Annotated in this window: 14 protein-coding genes and 1 CRISPR repeat array; of the genes, 7 read left to right on the top strand and 7 right to left on the bottom strand. The window is 72.2% G+C overall.

What is annotated here, in order from left to right; all coding sequences use genetic code 11:
* Positions 1–52 precede the first annotated feature (52 nt).
* Positions 53–2,620: an aminopeptidase N gene (pepN, locus tag ACH4D5_RS02795; RefSeq protein ID WP_398297833.1), complete on the top strand. Its 2,568-nt coding sequence runs from the start codon at positions 53–55 to the stop codon at positions 2,618–2,620.
* 181 nt (positions 2,621–2,801) lie between these two features.
* Positions 2,802–3,093: direct repeats of the CRISPR family, unit length 22 nt; unit sequence CAGGGGCGCGGGGAACTGCGCG.
* Positions 3,094–3,115: 22 nt separating this feature from the next.
* Here the strand turns inward: pepN and ACH4D5_RS02800 are convergent.
* The 3 genes from ACH4D5_RS02800 to ACH4D5_RS02810 form a co-directional block, all read right to left on the bottom strand.
* Positions 3,116–4,036 (bottom strand): LysR family transcriptional regulator, encoded by a 921-nt coding sequence (locus ACH4D5_RS02800; RefSeq protein ID WP_398297835.1) that lies wholly within the window; start codon positions 4,034–4,036, stop codon positions 3,116–3,118.
* Positions 4,037–4,065: 29 nt separating this feature from the next.
* Entirely contained in the window at positions 4,066–4,995 is a 930-nt protein-coding gene (locus ACH4D5_RS02805) for a DMT family transporter (RefSeq protein WP_398297837.1), read from the bottom strand.
* A gap of 158 nt (positions 4,996–5,153) precedes the next feature.
* Positions 5,154–6,641, bottom strand: a complete 1,488-nt coding sequence (locus tag ACH4D5_RS02810; protein WP_398297839.1) for an FAD-dependent monooxygenase — start codon at positions 6,639–6,641, stop codon at positions 5,154–5,156.
* A gap of 127 nt (positions 6,642–6,768) precedes the next feature.
* Here ACH4D5_RS02810 and ACH4D5_RS02815 point away from each other — a divergent pair, with 127 nt between their 5' ends.
* A complete protein-coding gene (locus tag ACH4D5_RS02815; protein ID WP_398297841.1) occupies positions 6,769–7,338 on the top strand; it encodes a TetR family transcriptional regulator in 570 nt (189 codons plus the stop codon).
* A gap of 82 nt (positions 7,339–7,420) precedes the next feature.
* Here ACH4D5_RS02815 and ACH4D5_RS02820 read toward each other — a convergent pair whose 3' ends face one another.
* Genes ACH4D5_RS02820 through ACH4D5_RS02830 form a run of 3 tightly spaced genes read right to left on the bottom strand, consistent with a single transcriptional unit; the run spans position 7,421 to position 10,064 of the window.
* Positions 7,421–7,660: a hypothetical protein gene (locus tag ACH4D5_RS02820; RefSeq protein ID WP_150167792.1), complete on the bottom strand. Its 240-nt coding sequence runs from the start codon at positions 7,658–7,660 to the stop codon at positions 7,421–7,423.
* Between the two features lie 20 nt (positions 7,661–7,680).
* The gene (gene malQ / locus ACH4D5_RS02825) at positions 7,681–9,828 is read right to left on the bottom strand and encodes a 4-alpha-glucanotransferase (RefSeq protein WP_398297843.1); all 2,148 of its coding nucleotides are present in this window, start codon (positions 9,826–9,828) and stop codon (positions 7,681–7,683) included.
* Positions 9,828–10,064, bottom strand: coding sequence for a hypothetical protein (locus tag ACH4D5_RS02830; RefSeq protein WP_398297845.1), 237 nt, complete (start codon positions 10,062–10,064; stop codon positions 9,828–9,830). The genes malQ and ACH4D5_RS02830 overlap by 1 nt, the downstream gene beginning before the upstream one ends.
* Positions 10,065–10,419: 355 nt before the next feature.
* Here ACH4D5_RS02830 and ACH4D5_RS02835 point away from each other — a divergent pair, with 355 nt between their 5' ends.
* Complete coding sequence (locus tag ACH4D5_RS02835) at positions 10,420–13,404, top strand: beta-N-acetylglucosaminidase domain-containing protein (RefSeq protein ID WP_398297847.1); 2,985 nt, start codon at positions 10,420–10,422, stop codon at positions 13,402–13,404.
* Positions 13,405–13,466: 62 nt separating this feature from the next.
* Here ACH4D5_RS02835 and ACH4D5_RS02840 read toward each other — a convergent pair whose 3' ends face one another.
* Positions 13,467–14,003, bottom strand: a complete 537-nt coding sequence (locus tag ACH4D5_RS02840; RefSeq protein ID WP_150184145.1) for an HNH endonuclease — start codon at positions 14,001–14,003, stop codon at positions 13,467–13,469.
* A gap of 274 nt (positions 14,004–14,277) precedes the next feature.
* Here ACH4D5_RS02840 and ACH4D5_RS02845 point away from each other — a divergent pair, with 274 nt between their 5' ends.
* The 4 genes from ACH4D5_RS02845 (at position 14,278) to ACH4D5_RS02860 (ending at position 20,619) form a co-directional block, all read left to right on the top strand.
* Positions 14,278–15,411: a mechanosensitive ion channel family protein gene (locus tag ACH4D5_RS02845; RefSeq protein WP_398297849.1), complete on the top strand. Its 1,134-nt coding sequence runs from the start codon at positions 14,278–14,280 to the stop codon at positions 15,409–15,411.
* A 1,647-nt stretch (positions 15,412–17,058) separates the two neighbouring features.
* On the top strand, positions 17,059–18,246 hold the full coding sequence (locus ACH4D5_RS02850) for an ROK family protein (protein ID WP_398297851.1): 1,188 nt from the start codon (positions 17,059–17,061) through the stop codon (positions 18,244–18,246).
* 56 nt (positions 18,247–18,302) lie between these two features.
* Positions 18,303–19,664, top strand: coding sequence for an ABC transporter substrate-binding protein (locus tag ACH4D5_RS02855; protein ID WP_398297853.1), 1,362 nt, complete (start codon positions 18,303–18,305; stop codon positions 19,662–19,664).
* A gap of 19 nt (positions 19,665–19,683) precedes the next feature.
* Positions 19,684–20,619: a carbohydrate ABC transporter permease gene (locus ACH4D5_RS02860; RefSeq protein WP_398297855.1), complete on the top strand. Its 936-nt coding sequence runs from the start codon at positions 19,684–19,686 to the stop codon at positions 20,617–20,619.
* The last annotated feature ends 1 nt before the right edge of the window (position 20,620 follow it).

Below are 20,620 nucleotides of genomic sequence, written 5' to 3' on the forward strand. Positions count from 1 at the left end.
ACCACAAGTCGCACCCACGAAGACGCGACACGTCGTACGAGGAGATGACCGCGTGCCCGGCACCAATCTGACCCGCGAAGAGGCGCAGCAGCGGGCGAAGCTGCTCACCGTTGACTCGTACGAGGTCGATCTCGACCTCTCCGGCGCGCAGGAAGGAGGCACCTACCGGTCCGTGACCACGGTGCGCTTCGACTCCGCGGAGGCGGGCGCCGAGACCTTCATCGACCTGGTGGCCCCCGCGGTCCACGAGGTCGTCCTGAACGGCCACGCGCTGGACGTGGCCGCGGTGTTCCGCGACTCGCGGATCGCGCTGCGGCACCTGCACGAAGGCCGCAACGAACTGAAGGTCGTCGCCGACTGCGACTACACCAACACCGGTGAGGGCCTGCACCGCTTCGTCGACCCGGTCGACCAACAGGCGTACCTGTACACGCAGTTCGAGGTCCCGGACGCGCGCCGCGTCTTCGCGTCCTTCGAGCAGCCGGACCTGAAGGCGACCTTCCAGTTCACGGTGAAGGCGCCGGCCGGCTGGACCGTGATCTCCAACTCCCCCACGCCCGAGCCGAAGGACGACGTCTGGTCCTTCGAGCCGACGCCCCGCATGTCCACGTACGTCACGGCCCTGATCGTCGGCCCGTACCACGCGGTCCACTCGTCGTACGAGGGTCCCGGCGGCCAGTCCGTGCCGCTCGGCATCTACTGCCGTCCCTCGCTCGCCGAGTTCCTCGACGCGGACGCGATCTTCGAGGTGACGCGGCAGGGCTTCGACTGGTTCCAGGAGAAGTTCGACTACACGTACCCCTTCGCCAAGTACGACCAGCTCTTCGTCCCGGAGTTCAACGCGGGCGCGATGGAGAACGCGGGTGCGGTGACCATCCGCGACCAGTACGTGTTCCGCTCGAAGGTGACCGACGCGGCCTACGAGGTGCGGGCCGCGACGATCCTGCACGAGCTGGCCCACATGTGGTTCGGCGACCTGGTCACCATGGAGTGGTGGAACGACCTGTGGCTGAACGAGTCGTTCGCCACCTACGCCGAGGCCGCCTGCCAGGCGTACGCGCCGGACTCGAAGTGGCCGCACTCCTGGACGACGTTCGCCAACTCCATGAAGACGTGGGCGTACCGCCAGGACCAGCTGCCGTCCACGCACCCGATCATGGCGGACATCCGTGACCTCGACGACGTCCTGGTCAACTTCGACGGCATCACGTACGCGAAGGGGGCGAGCGTGCTGAAGCAGCTCGTCGCGTACGTCGGCGAGGACGAGTTCTTCCGGGGCGTGCAGGCCTACTTCAAGCGGCACGCGTTCGGCAACACGCGCCTGTCCGACCTGCTGGGCGCGCTGGAGGAGACCAGCGGCCGGGACCTGAAGACGTGGTCGAAGAAGTGGCTGGAGACCGCGGGCATCAACATCCTGCGGCCGGTGGTCGACGTCGACACATCGGGGGTCATCACCTCCTTCGCCGTCAAGCAGGAGGCCCCCGCGCTCCCCGAGGGCGCGAAGGGCGAGCCCACGCTCCGTCCGCACCGCATCGCGATCGGCCTCTACGACCTGGACGACGCGTCCGGCAAGCTGGTCCGCACGGACCGCGTGGAACTGGACGTCGACGGCGAACTGACCGCGGTGGACGAGCTGGTGGGCAAGGCCCGCCCGGCGGTCATCCTCCTGAACGACGACGACCTCTCCTACGCGAAGGTCCGCCTGGACAGCGAGTCCCTCGCCTTCGTCACCGACCACATCGGCGACTTCGAGGCGTCGCTGCCGCGGGCGCTGTGCTGGGCGTCGGCGTGGGACACGACGCGCGACGCGGAGCTCCCGACGCACGAGTACCTCTCCCTGGTCCTCTCCGGCATCGGCAAGGAGTCCGACATCGGCGTCGTGCAGTCGCTGCACCGCCAGGTGAAGCTGGCCCTCGACCTGTACGCGGCCCCGGCGCGCCGGGACGCGGCGCTGGCCCGCTGGACCGAGGCGACGCTGGAGCACCTGCGGGCGGCCGAGCCCGGCAGCGACCACCAGCTGGCGTGGGCCCGCGCCTTCGCCGCGACGGCACGCACGGACGCGGACCTCACGCTCCTGGAGCGCCTGCTCGACGGCTCGGAGTCGATCGACGGACTGGCCGTGGACACCGAGCTGCGCTGGGCGTTCGTGGCGCGGCTCGCGGCGACCGGGCGGCTCGACGAGGCGGGCATCGAGGCGGAGCTGGAGCGGGACAGGACGGCGGCCGGCGAGCGGCACGCCGCCTCCGCCCGGGCGGCGCTGCCGACCGCCGAGGCGAAGGCGGCGGCCTGGGCTTCGGTCGTCGAGTCCGACACGCTGCCCAACGCCATCCAGGAGGCGGTGATCAGCGGCTTCGTCCAGACCGACCAGCGTGAGCTTCTCGCTCCGTACACGGAGAAGTTCTTCGCCACGGTGAAGGACGCGTGGGACTCTCGCTCCCACGAGATGGCCCAGCAGATCGCCGTCGGGCTCTATCCGTCGCTCCAGGTCTCTCAGGAGACGCTGGATGCGACGGATGCGTGGCTTGCCGCGGCGGAGCCGTCGGCCGCGTTGCGCCGCCTCATCACGGAGTCCCGCGCCGGAATCGACCGCGCCCTCCGCGCCCGCGCCGCAGACGCCTAACCTCCCCCGGCCTGCCCACCCCCACCGGGGGCCGGGCAGGCCCCTCCCCCTGCGGCCCGCACATGGCCGGTCGCGCAGTTCCCCGCGCCCCTGAGGGGGGCGCCCCTGCCGTCCCCTATCCACCGGTCGCATGTGGTTGCGCGCGCAGTTCCCCGCGCCCCTGGACTGCCTGCCGGCAGCCAAGGGGCGGGGGGAGCCGCTCAAGGCCGCAGCGAAAAGACGAGACCAGCCACTCAGGGGCGCGGGGAACGGCGCGAGCAACCACACACAGCCGCGAGCCAAAAAACGACAGCAGCCACCCCAGGGGCGCGGGGAACTGCGCGCCCAGCCACAAACAACCGGCGGCGAAAAGACGGAGGCCAGCCACCTCAGGGGCGCGGGGAACTGCGCGAGCGGCCACATGCGGCCCGCAGCCGGGGACGGTGAGAAGCAACGCCAGGGCAGGGGCGCGGGGAACTGCGCGAGGGGCCGCACACCACCCGCAGGCAAGCCGGGTCAGTGAGGGGCAGAGGATCGCGTGGGGACTGCCGCCCGGAGGGTGGCGAGGACGCGGGACACCGCCGTACCCCCAGCCGCCCCCCTCCGCACCGCAGCAACAACATGCCGAGTGGGATGATCGTCAGAGAGCGCGCGCATGGTCACACCGGCGCGACTCGCCGCAGCCATACGAGGCACAAGCGCCACCCCCATCCCCGCCTCCACCATCGCCAGGATCGCCGTCCACCCGGACGCCGAGTGCGCCTGCTCCGGAGTGAAGCCCGCCCCCTCGCACGCCGCCCGGGTGATCTCGGACCAGGGCCCGCTCCCGCCGAAGATCCACGGCTCGGCGGCCAGGTCGGCGAGGCGCAGCCCCTCCGCCGACGCCAGCCGGTGGTCGCCGGGCAGCGCCACGTCCAGCGGGTCGGCGAGCAGGGACTCCCGGGTGAACCGCGTGTCCGCGTCGGTCTCCGCGGGCGCCTGGACGGCCAGGGACAGGGCGATGTCGACCTCGCCGGCCGCGAGGAGTTCGTACGCCTGGGCCGCCTCGGTCTCCCGTACCCGTACGGAGATGCCGGGCGCCGCCTCCCGCAGCGCCCGCACCGCGGGCACGACCAGCGCGGGCACGGCCGTCGAGAACGCGCCGACCCGCACCTCCCCCGCCTCCCCCTGCGCGTAAGCCGTCAACTCCGCGTCCGCCCGCTCCAGTTGGGCGAACACCGCCTCCGCGTGCCGCAGCACGAGATGCGCGGCGTCGGTGAGGCGGACCCGCCGCCCGTGCGCTTCCAGGAGCGGTACGCCGAGCTGCTTGGCGAGGTTGGACAGCTGCTGCGAGACCGCAGAAGGCGTCATCCGCAGCGTCTGCGCCGTCGCCGTGACGGTCCCCCGCTCACTCAACGTGCGCAGGATCTGCAGCTTCTTGATGTCCCACTCGCTCATGAGCCCAACGTACCGACTGGTCAGGAGCATCACTTCGTGCGGGCCGCGCCGAGCACGACCCCGCCCAGGATCAGCCCCATGCACAGCACCTGCAGCCACCCCATCGCCTCGCCGAGGACCGCGAAGGAGAGCAGGGCGACGCAGACCGGCTGGAGGTAGTAGACGACCCCGGCGCGGGCGGCGCCGATGAGCGCGATCGCCTTGTTCCAGGCGAAGAAGGCGACCGCCGACGACACCACGCCGACGTAGAGGAGCGGGGAGACCGTGCCGACGGTGGGCTGGAAACCGCCCTGCACCGCGTAGCTGACCAGGAACACCGGGAGCAGCATCAGCGCGCCGAGCACGAATGTCGAGAAGAGGAAGGGGAGCCCGTCGATCTCGGCCGGCTTGCGCTTGAGCAGCGCGCTGTACGAGCCGAAGGAGAGCGCGGCCGCGATGATCCAGAGGTCGCCGACCGCGAAGTCCATGGCGAGCGAGCCCTTGCTGACCAGGAGCAGGACACCGGCGCAGGCGACGAGCATGCCGGTGACGCGGCGCACGCCGAGCCGGGTGCCGCCGAGCCGTTCGTAGCCGGCCATCAGGACGGGCGACGCCGCCATGATCATGCCCATGTTGCCCGCGGTGGTCGTCATGCCCGCCTGGTTCACGAGGGTGTTGTAGACGGTGACGCCCAACAGCGAGGCGACGAGCAGGAATTTGAAGTGCTCACGGAGCACTTTCCGCTGCCGCCAGGTCCGGCGCGCCGCGAACGGCGCGACCGCCGCGATGGCGATGATCCAGCGCCAGAACGCGTGCTGGACGGGCGGCACGCTGTCGTGCAGGGCCCGGGAGGTGACGAAGCTGCCCGACCAGACGACCGTGGCGAGGGCCGCGAGGGCGAGGCCGACGCCGATGGGGCGCGCGGCCGCCTTCGCGGCGGCCGACGCGGTGTGAGCGGGGGTCCGGTCCAGGACTGCCACGGGGTATCCCTTGCCTCTCTCCCCGCGGTGGCGGGGCGTATGGGGTGTCTCGGTGCGGTGCGGGACCACCGTGACACCCCCGCACCCATCAGGTCCATCGAATCTTTTCGCTGATTCTTTGAAGGGGAACTGAAGGGTTCGATGGAGGGCTGCCGGGGCTACGCCGCGCCCCACTCCTCCAGCGCCGCCGCCACCTCCCCCACCCCCGCGTCGTCCGCCGCCCACGCCACGTATCCGTCGGGGCGGACCAGGACCGTCGTGCGGCGGCCGCTCGACCAGTGGGCGGGCACGGCACGCCCCGTCCCGCACTCCTTCTCGCCCTCCGGTGTGATGAGGACGAACTCGCCCGCGCGCAGGGCCTCGTAGAGTCGACCCTCCTTGAGTGCGACGTCGGGTACCCGCCGTCCGACGAGCCGGTGGGCGCCCTTCGGGGACCGGTACGCGATCCCGACGCCCGTGACCCGGCCCGTCGCCTTGGCACGCACCGCGGGCACACGGTCGACGAAGGCGGTGAGGGCGGTGCGGGCCGCGCGCGTCCACGGATGCTTGGCCATCGCGAGCCTGACGATCCCGCCACTGCTGCGGAGCGCCGCCCTGCCGACCGGGTACCGCTCGGATTCGTAGGTGTCCAGGAGGCCGTGCGGGGCGCGGCCGTGGACCGCGGCGGCCAGTTTCCAGCTCAGGTTCGCGGCGTCCTGGAGTCCGGTGTTCATGCCCTGGCCGCCGGCCGGTGAGTGGACGTGCGCGGCGTCCCCGGCGAGGAAGACGCGCCCCACCCGGTAGGCGGGCGCCTGCCGTTCGTCGCTGTGGAAGCGGGACATCCAGCGGGCGTCGTGCATCCCGAAGTCGCGGCCGAGCGCCTGCCGGACGATGCCCTTGACCTCGTCGAGGTCGAGGGGCTCGCTGTCGGGGACATCGCGCGAGCGGTTCCAGCCGATGACGCGGTAGTAGCCGTCGGCGAAGGGCGCGATGAAGGCGAAGACGTCGCCCGCGGCGTCGGCGGTGAGCAGTGTCTGCGGCTTCTCGGCGAGTTTGACGTCGGCGAGGACGAGCGAGCGGATGACGGACCTGCCGGGGAAGGGCAGTCCGACCGCCTCGCGCACGGCGCTGCGCAGGCCGTCGGTGCCGACGGCGTAGGCGGCGCGCAGCGTGCCCGGCTCGCCGCCGGGGCCGCGGACCCGGAGCGTCACACCCTCCGCGTCCTGGACGAGTCCGGTCACCTCGGTCTCGTACGCGAAGCGCACCCCGGCGTCGGCCGCGCGCCGCTCCAGGACGCGCTCGACCTCATACTGCGGGAGGACGAGGAGATGCCGGAAGCGGGACGGCAGCCGCGAGAAGTCCAGCGAGAGGCGGCCGAAGAGGCGGAGCCTGTCGAGCGGTTCCCCCGCGGCCTCCAGCTCGTCGGCGAGGCCCCGCGCGTCCAGCTGCTCCAGGGTGCGGGCGTGCAGGACCATCGCGCGGGAGAGGTTGCTGATGCCGGGCGCCCGCTTCTCCACGAGGGAGACGGGGACGCCCGCGGCGGCGAGGTCCCCGGCGAGCAGCAGCCCGGTGGGGCCGGCGCCGACCACCACGACGGCGCCGCCGCCGGTGCCGGTGCCTTCGGTGGGATTCGCGTTCTTCTTCGTGTCGCCGGTCGTGCCGTTCATGGCCGCCTCCTGATGCCAACACGTGCGGGTCAACGCTCGTTGGTCAACACTTGTGGGTCAACGCTTGTTGGCCAACGTACGACCGCACCCATGGACTGTCAACGGCTGTTGGCCTACGTTTGTTGGCATGACGGAAACGACCCCTGCCCGCCGCTCCGACGCGACCCGGGCCGGCATCCTCGCCGCGGCCCGCGAGCGCTTCGCCGCGGACGGGTACGAGCGTGCGACGATCCGCGCCATCGCCAAGGACGCCCGCATCGACCCCTCGATGGTGATGCGCTACTACGGCAACAAGGAGGGGCTCTTCGCCGCCGCCACCTCGGTCGACCTGCGGCTGCCGGACTTCGCCGAGGTGCCGGGGGCGGACGTGGGGCGGGTCCTGGTGACGCACTTCCTCGATGTGTGGGAGGGCGACGAGGTGCTCACCGCGCTGCTCCGGGTGGGCATCACCAATGAGGCGGGGGCGGAGCGCATGCGGGAGATCTTCGCGGCACAGCTGCTGCCGGTCGCGCGCGAGGTCTGCCCCGACCCGGCCGAGGCGCCGACGCGGGCGGCGCTCTGTGCCGCGCAGGTGCTGGGTCTCGCCCTGACGCGGTACGTCCTGCGGTTCCCGCCGTCGGCGGCGCTGACGCGGGAGGAGATCACGGACTGGCTGGCGCCGACGCTCCAGCGCTATCTGACGGCCGAACGCCCGTGAGCACGCCGAGGGCGCCTTCCGGCGACGTACCGGGTACGTCGTCGGAAGGCGCCCTCGGCGCGGAAAGCCCGGAAGCTGCGGGTCAGCCCTGCTTCTGCTGCTTGCGGGACTTGTCGCCGACCATCACGAGGCCCGCGATCACCAGGAACAGCACGATGGGCGCGGCGACATACAGGCCGAGCGTGTCGATGACGCTCAGGCCGGGGCCCGGGTCGTCACCGTCGTCACGCACGGCCGCGAGGGCGGGGGACGACATGAGCAGCATCATCAGCGTCGTGCCGGAGGCCAGGGCGCCGGCGCGCAGTGCGTTCTTCTTGTCCACGGTGCCAACGTAGCGAACTCCTAAACGGGGTGCGCGCCCGGGGGTGCCGTACGGGCGCCCCGGCCCTCCGCCGAACCGTCGCGGAACACCGCCATGAGGGCGTGCAGCCGCGGCGACGCGGCGAGTTCCTCCAGGGTGACGGGGTGTCCGCCGGCGTCGGCCACGGGCAGGCGCCAGTTGGGGTACTGGTCCCAGGTGCCGGGCAGGTTCTGCGGCCTGCGGTCGCCGACCGCGTCCGGGAGCCAGACGCCGATCATGCGGGCCGGGGTGGCCAGCAGGAAGCGGTGCACGGCGCGGATCTCGTCCTCCTCGCAGCCGATGCCGCCGGGCAGCATGCCGAGCCGGCAGAGCAGCCCGAGCCATTCGCGCACGTCCGCGGCGGCCTCGGCCCGCTCCTGCGCCAGCGGCCTGGTCAGCAGGCCCAGGTCGTGGCGGAGCCGGACGTGTTCGCCGGTGAGGCGGGCGGCGGTCGGGGGCAGGTCGTGCGTGGTGGCGGTGGCCACGCAGTCGGCGCGCCAGGCGTCGGCGGGCAGCGGGCGGCCCGTGCCCTGCCAGTCCCGCTCGAACCAGAGCACCGAGGTGCCGAGCACGCCGTGCTCGCGCAGGGTCTCGCGGACGCCCGGCTCGACCGTCCCGAGGTCCTCGCCGATGACGAGGGCGTCCGCGCGGTGCGCCTCCAGGGCGAGGACGGCGAGCATCGCCTCGGCGTCGTACCGCACGTACGTCCCCTCGGTGGGCTCGCGGCCCTCCGGGACCCACCAGAGCCGGAACAGGCCCATGACGTGGTCGATGCGGAGCGCGCCCGCGTTCCGGAGCAGGCCGCGCAGGAGAGCGCGGTAGGGGGCGTAGCCGGACTCGGCGAGGCGGTCCGGGCGCCAGGGCGGCAGGCCCCAGTCCTGGCCGCGCGCGTTGAAGGCGTCCGGCGGGGCGCCGACCGACATGCGCGGGGCGAAGTGCCGCTGCTGCGCCCAGGCGTCGGCGCCGCCCGGATGCACGCCGACCGCGAGGTCGTGCACCAGGCCGATGTCCATGCCCGCCTCGCGGGCGGCGCGCTGGGCGGCGGCCAGCTGGGTGTCGGTGAGCCAGGCGAGGCGGCAGTGGAAGTCGACGCGGTCCATCGCCTCGCGGCGGGCGCGGGCCGTGCCGGGCGAGTCCGGGTCGCGCAGCGCGGCGGGCCAGGAGTGCCAGTCGGGGCCGTGGATCTCGGCGAGGGCCGACCAGGTGGCGTGGTCCTCCAGGGCGGGGCCCTGTTCGGCGAGGAAGGCGTTGTACTCGGCGCGGCGGCCGGGGCCGAGGGGGACGTCGTGGAGCAGTTCGAGCGCCTCGCGCTTGAGGGCCCACACCGCGTCACGGTCGATCAACTCGCCCTGTTCCAGGACCCCTTCGCGCAGCCGTGCCGCCCGCCGGCACAGCTCTTCGGCCCGCTCGCGCGCCGCGCCCCGCAGATACGCGAACTCCGGGACCGCCTCGACGCGCAGGTGCACGGGGTCGGGAAAGCGGCGCGAGGAGGGCCGGTACGGGGAGGGATCGCTCCCATGCCCCTCCGGGGCGGCGGGCACGGCCGCGTGCAGCGGGTTGACCTGGACGAAGCCCGCGCCCAGGACGCGGCCGGACCACGCGGCGAGATCGGCGAGGTCGCTCAGGTCCCCCATGCCCCAGGAGTGCCGGGACAGCAGGGAGTAGAGCTGGACCAGCAGCCCGTGCGCGCGCCGCTCCGGGGTCCTGATCCGGCGGGGCGCGGCGATGAGGTGGGCCTCGGCGTCACTGCGGCCGGGGCACCGCACGCGGAGCCGGTGGACCCCGGGCGGCAGGGGCTCGGGGAGCCGCGCGGCACCGTCCGGTGCGCCTGGGCCGTCCGGCACGGTCCACTCGGCCGTTCCGCCCTCCTCCAGGTCCACCCGCACCCGTGACCCCGCGGGGAGTTCCGCGAGGGACGGGGGCAGGGGGGCGTCCGTCCAGAGCACCACGGTCGGCGGGAGCAGGCGTGCGGACAGTTCCGTCTCGCGTGCGGCCAGCGCGGCCCCGGCGGCTTCCGGAGTGCTCGCGTCCACATCCAGGGCGGCCAGGGCGGCGATCACCGCGGTGTCGGAGGCCGGGACGGTGTGCCCCGGGGACGGAGAGTAGGAGGTGGCCACGCCGTACGAAGCGGCCAGCCGCGCAAGAGGCATCAGACCGCCATGGTGTCCAGGCCCGAGGCCATACCGGTGGAGGTGGGCTCGCTGGTCAGCGGCGCGGCGTCGGCGAGGGGCGGCTCGCTGGTCAGCGGCGCGGCGTCGGCGAGCGGGGGCTCACTGGTGAGGGGCGGCTCGCCGCAGCCGCAGGAGAACGAGCCGTCGAGGCCCGAGTCGGGGTGGGAGACCTGTTTGGAGAGCGCGGAGAGCAGAAGGTTGGCGGAAGCGGCCACGTGGGAGCTCCTTTTCAGGGGGCAGGTCTCGGCAGCCCTACCCAGTGCGCGGACGCGCAGACGTATACGTTGCCACAACGTGACCCTGGTCACATCCACTTCCCCGTACGGAAGTTGTCTTCCGCAGCCCGTCCCGCCCCGGAAGAACGGGCTCCGCCCCGTCCGCCGCCGGGAAGATGTCCACCGTCGTCACCCCCTAGCCCCCCGTTCCGGAAATTCGGGCAGGTTCCGCGAAGAATCCCCCGGCCGGTACCGCCTCCCGTTGACACCTCAGCCGCCTCAGTGGTGGGCTCACTGCCACATGTGACGCAAGGGACCGCAAGGACCCCGAGGGACGAGAACAGGGGCGAGGGCCGTGCAGTTGCGGCGCAGGAAGGGCGCGGCCGCCATCGCGGTCGCCGTGATCGCGGGCACGCTCGGCGGCGCGCACGGCGCCCTCGCGGCCCCGGGAGCGCCCGGCCGGCCCGGTGTTCCCGCCACGTCCCCCGACGGCGGCGGCAAGGACGGCCGCGGGGCCGCCGTCTCCGACCTGCCGTCCGTCTGGCCGCGCCCCCAGTCGATGAGCGCGGCGGGAAGCGCCGTCACCGTCGGCGACGACGTCGTGCTCGTCACGGCCGACGGCAGGACATCCCAGGGGAAGCCGGACGGCGCCGATGCCGACCCGTACGCCCTGGAAGCCCTCCGCGCCGTCCTGCGCGACGCGGGCGCCCGCCGGATCACCGAGGTGCGGGACGGCGACCCGCTGCCCGCGGGCGGCACCCTCGTCGTGCGCGCCGGCGGGACCGGCGCCGACCGGGCGCTGCGCTCCCTCGGCGCCCGCGAGCACGGCGACCTGCCGGCGGGCGGCTACCGGCTGGCCGTCGGCCGCGTCGCCGGACGCGACACCGTCGCCCTCGCGGGAGCCGGTGCGGACGGCCTCTTCCACGGCGTACAGACCCTGCGGCAGATCGTCGGCGGCGCGCAGGGCACCCGCCTCGTCCCCGGCGTCCAGATCCGGGACTGGCCGGGCACCGCCGTGCGCGGCATGGCCGAGGGGTTCTACGGCACCCCCTGGACGCGCGAGCAGCGGCTCGCCCAGCTCGACTTCATGGGGCGCACCAAGCAGAACCGGTACCTCTACGCCCCCGGCGACGACCTCTACCGCCAGGCCCGCTGGCGCGAGCCCTACCCGGCGGACCAGCGGGCCGACTTCCGCGCCCTCGCGCAGCGCGCCAGGGCCAACCACGTCACGCTCGCCTGGGCCGTCTCCCCCGGCCAGGCCATGTGCCTGTCGTCCGAGCGGGACGTCAAGGACCTCACCCGCAAGATCGACGCCATGTGGGCGCTCGGCGTGCGCGCCTTCCAGCTCCAGTTCCAGAACGTCAGCTACAGCGAGTGGCACTGCGAGCAGGACGCCGAGACCTTCGGGTCGGGGCCGGAAGCCGCCGCGAAGGCGCAGGCCCGGGTCGCGAACGCGGTCGCCGCGCACCTGCGCGTCCGCCACCCGGGCGCGCACCCGCTCTCCCTGATGCCGACCGAGTACTTCCAGAAGGGGACGACCGAGTACCGCGCGGCCCTGTCCCGCGCGCTGGACCACCGCGTCGAGGTGGCCTGGACCGGCGTCGGCGTGGTCCCGCGGACCATCACCGGGCGCGAACTGGCGGGCGCCCGCGAGGCGTTCGGCGCGCACCCGCTGGTCACGATGGACAACTACCCCGTCAACGACTTCGCGCAGGACCGCATCTTCCTCGGCCCCTACACCGGCCGCCAACCCGCCGTCGCCACCGGCTCGGCCGCCCTCCTCGGCAACGCCATGGAGCAGCCGGCCGCCTCCCGCATCCCCCTCTTCACGGCCGCCGACTACGCCTGGAACCCGCGCGCCTACCGCCCCCACGAGTCCTGGCTCGCCGCCATCGACGACCTCGCGGGCGGCGACCCGAAGGCGCGGGGCGCGCTGCGGGCCCTCGCGGGCAACGACGCCTCTTCCGTGCTCGGCGCCGACGAATCGGCGTACCTGCGGCCGCTCATGAGCGAGCTGTGGCGCGCCCGCACGACGAAGGACCGGGCGCGGAACGCGCGTGCCGCCGAGCGCCTGCGCGCCGCCTTCACCGTGATGCGGGAGGCGCCCGAGCGCCTCGCCGACAGCGCGCTCGACGACGAGGTGCGCCCCTGGATCGAACAGCTTGCGCGCTACGGCGAGGCCGGCGAGACCGCGGTCGACCTCCTGACCGCCCAGTCCGCCGGCGACGGCGCGGCGGCCTGGCACGGTGCGCGCACCCTGGCGAAGCTCAGGAAGGAGCTCGGGCGCAGCGGCGTCACCGTTGGCAAGGGCGTCCTCGACCCGTTCCTCGCGCGCGTGCAGAAGGCGTACGCGGCGTGGGCGGGGACCGACAGGAAGCGGGCCTCGGACGGCGCGACGGCGCGGTTCGGCCGCGACCGGGCGCTCGCCGCGGTGACGGCGCTGACCGACCCCGGCACGCGGGGCACCGTCGAGGCGCACGTTCCGGGGAAGGGCTGGCAGCGGATCGGGGCCCTCTCGGAGAAGGGCTTCACCGAGCTCGACCTCACGAAGGGAGAGCCGGTGCGCGCCGACGCGGTCCGGGCCGCGGCCGCCGACGGCACCGTCCGCCACCTCGTCCCCTGGTTCGCCGACACCCCCGCCGCCCGCCTGTCGCTGTCCCGCACCGAGGCCGACGCGGAGATCGGCGGCGGCCCGCTGCGGATCTCCGCGAAGCTGCTCCCGCTGCGCCCCGGTGACGTCGGCGGACGGCTCCGGGCGAAGGCCCCCGAGGGCATCGAGGTACGGGTCCCCGACAGGTCCACGCTGCCCCGCGGCACAGAGGTCGCCGTGCCGGTCGACATCACCGTGCCGGCGGGCACGCGCGCGGGGACGTACGAGATTCCGCTCGCCTTCGGCGGCGAGACCCGCACGGTCTCGGTCCGCGCCTTCCCCCGCACCGCGGGGCCCGACCTGGCACGCGGCGCGAAGGCGTCGTCGTCGGGTGACGAGACGAAGGACTTCCCCGCGTCGGGCGCCGTCGACGGGGACCCGGAGACCCGCTGGTCGTCACCGGCCGAGGACGGCGCGTGGTGGCAGGTGGAGCTCGCGGAGCCGGTCAGGCTCGGCCAGGTGGTGCTGCGCTGGCAGGACGCGTACGCGAAGGGATACCGCGTGCAGACGTCCGCCGACGGCCGGACCTGGCGCACGGCGGCGACCGTCCGGGACGGCAGGGGCGGCCGTGAGGCGGTCCGCATGGACGCGCGTGACACCCGCTACATCCGCGTGCAGGGCGACGAGCGGGCCACGCGCTTCGGCTACTCGCTCTGGTCCGTGGAGGCGTACGCGGTCGCCGAGGATTAGCGGCGACCGCGTACGGCCCGAGTGCGTTCGCACACACGTACAACAAAGGCCCGGATCGACTGCTAGGCGGAAATGCCGTCGATCCGAGCCATCGCGTCGTCCGCGCCGAACGGCTGCAAGTACGGCAGCCAGCGCGGATCCCTATGTCCGGTCCCGATGATGCGCCACGCGAGACCCGACGGCGGCGCGGGTTTGTGCCGCAGCCGCCAGCCGAGCTCCATGAGATGCCGGTCGGCCTTGACGTGGTTGCAGCGGCGGCAGGAAGCCACCACGTTGTCCCAGGCGTGCTGGCCGCCTCGGCTCTTGGGAATGACGTGGTCGACGCTGGTTGCGACGCCACCGCAGTACATGCACCGGCCGCCGTCGCGGGCGAAGAGCGCCCGTCTGGTCAGCGGAACGGGCCCCCTGTAAGGGACCCGCACGAACCGCTTGAGGCGGACCACGCTGGGTGCGGGGACGGTGCGCGTCGCGCTGTGCATGAAGGCGCCGGATTCCTCGAGGCAGAGAGCCTTGTTCTCCAGGACGAGGACGAGCGCGCGGCGGAGCGGTACGACGCCGAGGGGCTCGTACGACGCGTTGAGGACCAGGACATGCGGCACGGATGCCTCCTTGTACGCCGGCGGCGCGTGGCTCGCGCCGGGACGATCTGCAAGCCAGTCTCCCCTCATGCCTGGTCGTAGCGCCAGCATGTACTCGTAACGGCCTTGAAGTGTTTTCGACCACAGCGGCCGCGACGGCCGCCTCTCTCTTCTCCTCCTTGGTTCTTCCCGAGTGAGCACCGTCTCTCCCTCGAACATGACAACGATCCACACACGATGCCCCGTTAGTGTGGTGAATCTGCCCGGCTCCCCCCACTCCGCCGGTTCCGCTTCGATGGCGGTTCTTCGTTCGCCGGGCAGGCCGCGATACCTGGAGGTACCTGCCGTGTTCTTGTCCGTCCTGTCGGCAGCCGGAACGGACCCGGACGACACGCCACAGACCAAGCCGCCCACGCTCGAGGACGCCCAGGAGAGCGCCACGAACGCGGCCAGCTGGGTCGAGCAGAACTGGTCCACGTGGCTCGGTATCGGCCTGCGCATCGTGCTGATCGTCACGATCGCCGTCGTCCTGCGCGTCCTGGTGCGCCGCGCCATCACCAAGCTGATAGACCGCATGAACCGCACGGCGCAGGCCGTGGACGGCACGGCGCTCGGCGGCCTCCTGGTGAACGTGGAGCGCCGCCGCCAGCGCTCGCAGGCGATCGGCTCGGTCCTGCGCTCGGTCGCCTCGTTCCTGATCCTCGGCACGGCCGGGCTGATGGTCCTGAGCGCCTTCGAGATCAATCTGGCCCCGCTGCTGGCCTCCGCGGGTGTGGCGGGCGTCGCGATCGGCTTCGGTGCGCGCAACCTCGTGACGGACTTCCTCTCCGGCGTCTTCATGATCCTCGAGGACCAGTACGGCGTGGGCGACTCGATCGACGCGGGCGTGGCCTCCGGCGAGGTCATAGAGGTCGGCCTGCGCGTCACGAAGCTGCGCGGCGACAACGGCGAGATCTGGTACGTCCGCAACGGCGAGGTCAAGCGCATCGGCAACCTCTCCCAGGGCTGGTCCACGGCGGGCGTCGACGTCACCGTCCGCCCGGACGAGGACCTGGACAAGGTGAAGGCGACGCTGGCGGAGGTCGGCGAGGCCATGGCCAAGGACGAGCCGTGGAACGAGAAGCTGTGGGGGCCCGTGGAGATCCTCGGCCTGGACAGCGTCCTTCTCGACTCGATGGTGATTCGCGTCTCGGCGAAGACGATGCCCGGGCAGTCCTTGGGTGTCGAGCGTGAGCTGCGCTGGCGCATCAAGCGGGCGTTCGACGAGGCGGGGATCCGCATCGTGGGCGGCCTGCCGCTGACGGTCCAGGAGGACCCCTCGGACCCCTCCGCCTCCATGGCGGCCCCGTCCGCCTACGCCTCGGCCACGTCTCCTCAGTCCCTGGCGGCTTCCCCGATACCACCGGCTCCGCCGAATCTGTCGAAGTAGCGCGGCGCGGCTTTGGTGGGCCGGTGCCTTCGATGCTTACCGGGGCCGCCCGGACTTTCCGGAGTGTGGCGCCTCCGGGCCGGCAGTAAAGGGCGCTCCCTACGGTCGCGTCGGCTACGCCGATTCCGCTTCGCTCCACCCTTGACTCCCGCCCCTCCACCGCACGTTGACTTTGACCCGGACGGCCAGGGGTGGGGCCGACGGGTATCCCTGGGATGGGTCATCCCCTTTCACTGCCGGGTGCGGACCGGTCCATCGTGGGCGGGGGCCACGGTCGGAGCTCGGCCCCCGGCTCCCGGCTTCGCCGCTCGGGCCATCGGCTCTCGCTGCCGGGTGCGGACCGGCCCATCGTGAGCGCGGGCCACGGTCCGGGCTCGGCCGCCCGTGCGGCCAGGCTGGCCGGGTCATCACCCTTCATCGCCGAGTGCGGACCGGCCCATCGTGCGTGCTCGTCACGGTCACAGCTCGGTCAGGCCTGGCCTCGCGGCCTCGCTGCTCGGGTCATCGGCTCGCGCGGCCGGGTGCGGACCGGCCCATCGCGGGCGACCGCCAAGGTCCATGGCACTGGGCAGGCCCGGGCCCCGCCCCTCCCGGGCACCTACTTCGGAAAAGTTGTGAATGGAGAGGCCGCGCGCCCCCCTTCACAACTAATGCGCCGCCCCGACCGGGAGGGAAAGGCCGCCTGTCGGGGATCAACTTTCACGAAGTTGTGAATGGAGGAGCCCCGCGCCCCCTCTTCACGACCAATACGCCGCCCCGGCCGGGAGGGAGAACCCGCCCCTCGGGGACCAACTTTCACGAAGTTGCGAATGGGGAGATCGCGCGCCCCCTCTTCACGACCAATACGCCGCCCCGCCCGGGCGGGAGAGGCTCCCCTCGGGGACCCACTTTGGGAAAGTTGCGAATGCGTTCACCGCACGCCCCCGCGTGAACAGCCCATGCGCCCCCAGCATCCGAGCCCACCGCGCCACAATCCCGCGATGAACGGCCCTGCGTGACGGCGCGCAGGGTGTGACAGGGGGGCGCGCGGCCTCCCCATTCGCAACTTTTCCAAAGTAGGTGCCCGACCGGGCACGATGGACCGGCCCGCACCCGGCGATGAAGGGTGATGGCCCGGTCAGCCGGGCCGCGCGGGCGGCCGAGCCCCGAGCGTGGCCCGCGCTCACGATGGGCCGGTCCGCACCCGGCCGCGAAAGCCGATGACCCGAGCGGCGAAGCCGGGGGCCGAGGCCCGACGGTGACGTCGGCGCACGTTGGGCCGGTCCGCACCCGGCGGCGAAAGGGGATGACCCCACCCACAGTCCCCGTCGGCCCCACCCCTGGCCGTCCGGGTCGAAGTCAACGTGCGGTGGAGGGGCGGGAGTCAAGGGTGGAGCGGAGCGGAATCGGCGTAGCCGACGCGACCGCAGGGAGCGCCCTTTACTGCCGGCCCGGAACCGCCACACTCCGGAAAGTCCGGGCGGCCCCGGTGACCGTCAACGTCACCGGCCCACCGAAGGCACCGTACGCCGAAGGCGGGCCCCAGGTAACGACTTGGTTGCCCTGGCCGCGCCCTCTATTGACGCCCCATTCACGCCAGCCGTACGGTCCTCACCAATTGGAAAGTTTCCTAACAGTTAGCGGCCGACAGGCAGGCAGGTGGGCGTCATGGCAGCAGGCAGCACCCCGGGCTCACCGGGTACCCCGGGCACCCCCGGGACCCCCCGCGTCCTGCGCGCCATGAACGACCGTGCCGTGCTCGACCTCCTCGTCGCGCACGGCCCCCTCACCCGCACCCGCATCGGTGAGCTGACCGGGCTCTCGAAGCCCACCACCTCGCAGCTTCTCGGGCGGCTCGAAGCCGCCGGCCTCGTGCACACCACCGGCAGCCTCAGCGGGCGCCCCGGACCCAACGCCCTGCTGTACGAGATCGACCCGCGCGCCGGCCACGTCGCCGCGCTCTCCGCCGATCCGAACGGCATCACCGCCCTCGTCGCCGACATCACCGGCACCGTGCTCGGCCAGGCGCGCGTCGAGGCCGACGCCGTCGCCGAGGACGTGCGCCACCGCACCGCCCAGCTGGTCGCGGAGGCCGTCGACGGTGCCCTGCGCCAGGCGGGGCTCGGCCACGAGGACCTGCGGGCCGCCGTCATCGGCACCCCGGGCGCCATCGACCCGCAGACCGGCCAGCTGCGCTACGCCCCGCACCTGCCGGGCTGGCACTCGCGGACGCTGCGCGACGATCTCGCCGCCGTCCTCGGCACGCCCGTCGACATCGAGAACGACGTGAATCTGGCCGCCGTCGCCGAGCAGTACGAGGGCGCCGCCCAGGACTACGACAACTACGTGCTGACCTGGCTCGACGAGGGCGTCGGCGCCGCCATCGTGCTCGGCGGCACCCTGCTGCGCGGCGCGACCGGCGGCGCGGGCGAGATCGGCTACATGCCGCTGCCGGGCGCCCCGCTGGTACGCAGGGGGGCAAAGGGTGACGGCGGTGGTGACGGGGGGTTCGAGAGTCTTGTCTCCGCGTACGTCGTGCGTGAACTCGGCGGCCGTGACGCGACACTGGCGGACGTCATGGCCGACGACGCCGCACTCGCCGAGGTCGCCCGGCGCATCGCCACCGGCATCGCCGCCGTCGTCGCCGTCGTGGACCCCGAACTCGTCGTGCTCTCCGGCTCCGTCTCCCAGGCGGGCGGCGACAAGCTGCGCGCCAGGGTCGAGGAGGAGCTGACCGGGCTCGCGCTGCCCCGCCCGCAGATCCGCATCAGCGAACTCGACGGCGACCCGATCCTCACCGGCGCCCTGCGCTCGGCCCTCACCCAGGCCCGGGACCAGGTGTTCGACACGGCCTGAGGCCCCCGGCAAGCACCGAAGTCCCCCAACTCCCCTCCCCGCAAAGGAAGTCCGCCATGCCGCGATGGCGCATGCCCACCTGCGCGTCCGCGGCGCTCGCCGCAGCCGGCCTGTTGCTCTCCGGCTGCGCCAACCCGAGCGTCGGCAGCGCGAACGACGACCCGACCAAGCCGGTCACCCTGAAGTTCTGGCACGGCTGGGCCACGCCCGGCGAGGTCAAGGCCATCAACGACAGCATCGACCGGTTCGAGAAGCTGCACCCGAACATCGAGGTCAAGGCCACCGGGAACATCTCCGACGAGACCATCAACCAGGCCCTGCGCGCAGGCGGCGACAAGGCCCCGGACGTGGTCTCCTCGTTCACCACCAACAACGTGGGCCAGTACTGCGACTCCGGGATGTGGGTGAACCTCGACCCGTTCATGAAGAAGACCGGGCTCGACAAGCACAAGACGTTCCCCAAGACGCTGCTCGACTACACCAGTTACCGCGGCAACCAGTGCGCCCTGCCGCTCCTCGCGGACGCCTTCGGGATGTACTACAACAAGGACGCCTACGCCGAAGCCGGGATCAAGCGGCCGCCCCGCACCATGTCCGAGTTCAAGAAGGTCGCCGAGAAGCTGACCGTGCGCGGCGGCAAGAGCGGCGGGGGCGGCGGCAAGGGCTCGTACGAGCGGGTTGGGTACATGCCCAGTTTCCGCTTTTATCAGAACAGTCCCGATCGGCTCTTCGCGCAGTGGGGGCCGAAGTACTTCGACGCGGACGGCACCTCACGGCTCGCCGACGAGCCCGCGTCGTACGACTTCTTCAAAACCATGCGCCAAATCGCGGCCGTACAGGGCGGATTCCAGGACCTGGAGAAGTTCCGGCTCACGTTCGGCGACGAGATGTCCAGCCAGAACGCCTTCCTGACCGGCAAGGTGGCCATGCTCCTGGACGGCGAGTGGCGTGGCCTGATGCTGAAGGAGGCGAAGGCCGAGTTCGACTGGGGCGTGGCGCCGCTGCCCGTCCCCGACGACCAGGCCGACACCTACGGGCGGGGCTTCATCACCGGCACCGTCGCCGGCATCGCGCACAGCAGCAAGCACCAGAACGCCGCCTGGGAGCTGGTGCGGTTCCTGACCGCCGACACCAAGCAGGTCGTGAGCTTCGCGAACGCCATCCACAACGTCCCCTCCACGTTCGCGGCGCTCAAATCGCCCGACCTGGACGCCGATCCGACCTTCCGGGCCTTCTTCGACATCCTGGCGAACAAGCACAGCAAGGCCCTGCCGCCCTCCGTCAACGGCGGCGCGTACGTCGTCTCCCTGGGGGACTTCTCGTACTCCGTGGAGGCCGGCCGCGTGGGCGACCTGCGCAAGGGGCTGAAGAAGCTCGACGAGCAGATCGACGCCGACACCCTCCAGTCGAAGAGCTGAAGAGCTGAGGACCCCCGTCATGGCAATGACCCTCTCCAATCCCGCGCGCCGCAGACTGCGCACGCTCGGTTTCCTCTCCCCCTGGCTGGTCGGCTTCAGCGTCTTCTTCGCGTATCCGCTGATCGCCACCGTCTACTTCTCGTTCATGCACTACAACCAGATCAAGGAGCCCACCTTCGTGGGCCTCCGGAACTGGAAGTACGTGTTCGAGCAGATGCCCCTCTTCGGCCCTGCCCTGTGGAACACGCTCTGGCTGGTCGTGATCATGGTGGCGCTGCGGGTGGTCTTCGGGCTCTCGCTCGGGCTGCTCATCACGAAGATCAAGACGGGCGTCGGGTTCTTCCGTACCGCCTTCTACATTCCGTATCTCGCCCCGCCGGTGGCCGCCACGGTGGCCTTCGTCTTCCTGCTGAACCCGGGCACGGGACCCGTCAACGAAATGCTGGGCGCGGTCGGCATCTCCGGGCCCAACTGGTTCAACGATCCGGACACCGCCAAGCCGTCGCTGGTGCTGCTCTCCCTGTGGGGCATCGGCGACCTGATGGTGATCTTCATGGCCGCGCTGCTCGACGTACCGAAGGAGCAGTACGAGGCGGCCGACCTGGACGGCGCCGGGGCGTTCGCCAAATTCCGGTACGTCACCTGGCCCGCCATCACGCCGATCGTGATGTTCGCCGTGGTCACGGGCGTCGTGCAGACCATGCAGTACTACACACAGGCCCTGGTCGCGGGGAAGGTCGCCTCCGGCGTCAACATCGGCCCGGGATCCGTCATCCAGCCCGGCTATCCGGACCACTCGACCCTCACGGTCCCCCAGCTCGTCTACCAGATGGGCTTCCAGAACTTCAACACCGGCGCCGCGTGCGTGCTCTCGCTCGTGCTCTTCGCCATCGCCATGGCCGTGACGATGCTCCTGATGCGCAAGCGCTCCGGGCTGCTCGCGGCGGAGGACTGAG

Origin of the sequence: Streptomyces sp. NPDC018029 (genome assembly GCF_044327655.1) — a bacterium.
Taxonomy (GTDB): domain Bacteria; phylum Actinomycetota; class Actinomycetes; order Streptomycetales; family Streptomycetaceae; genus Streptomyces.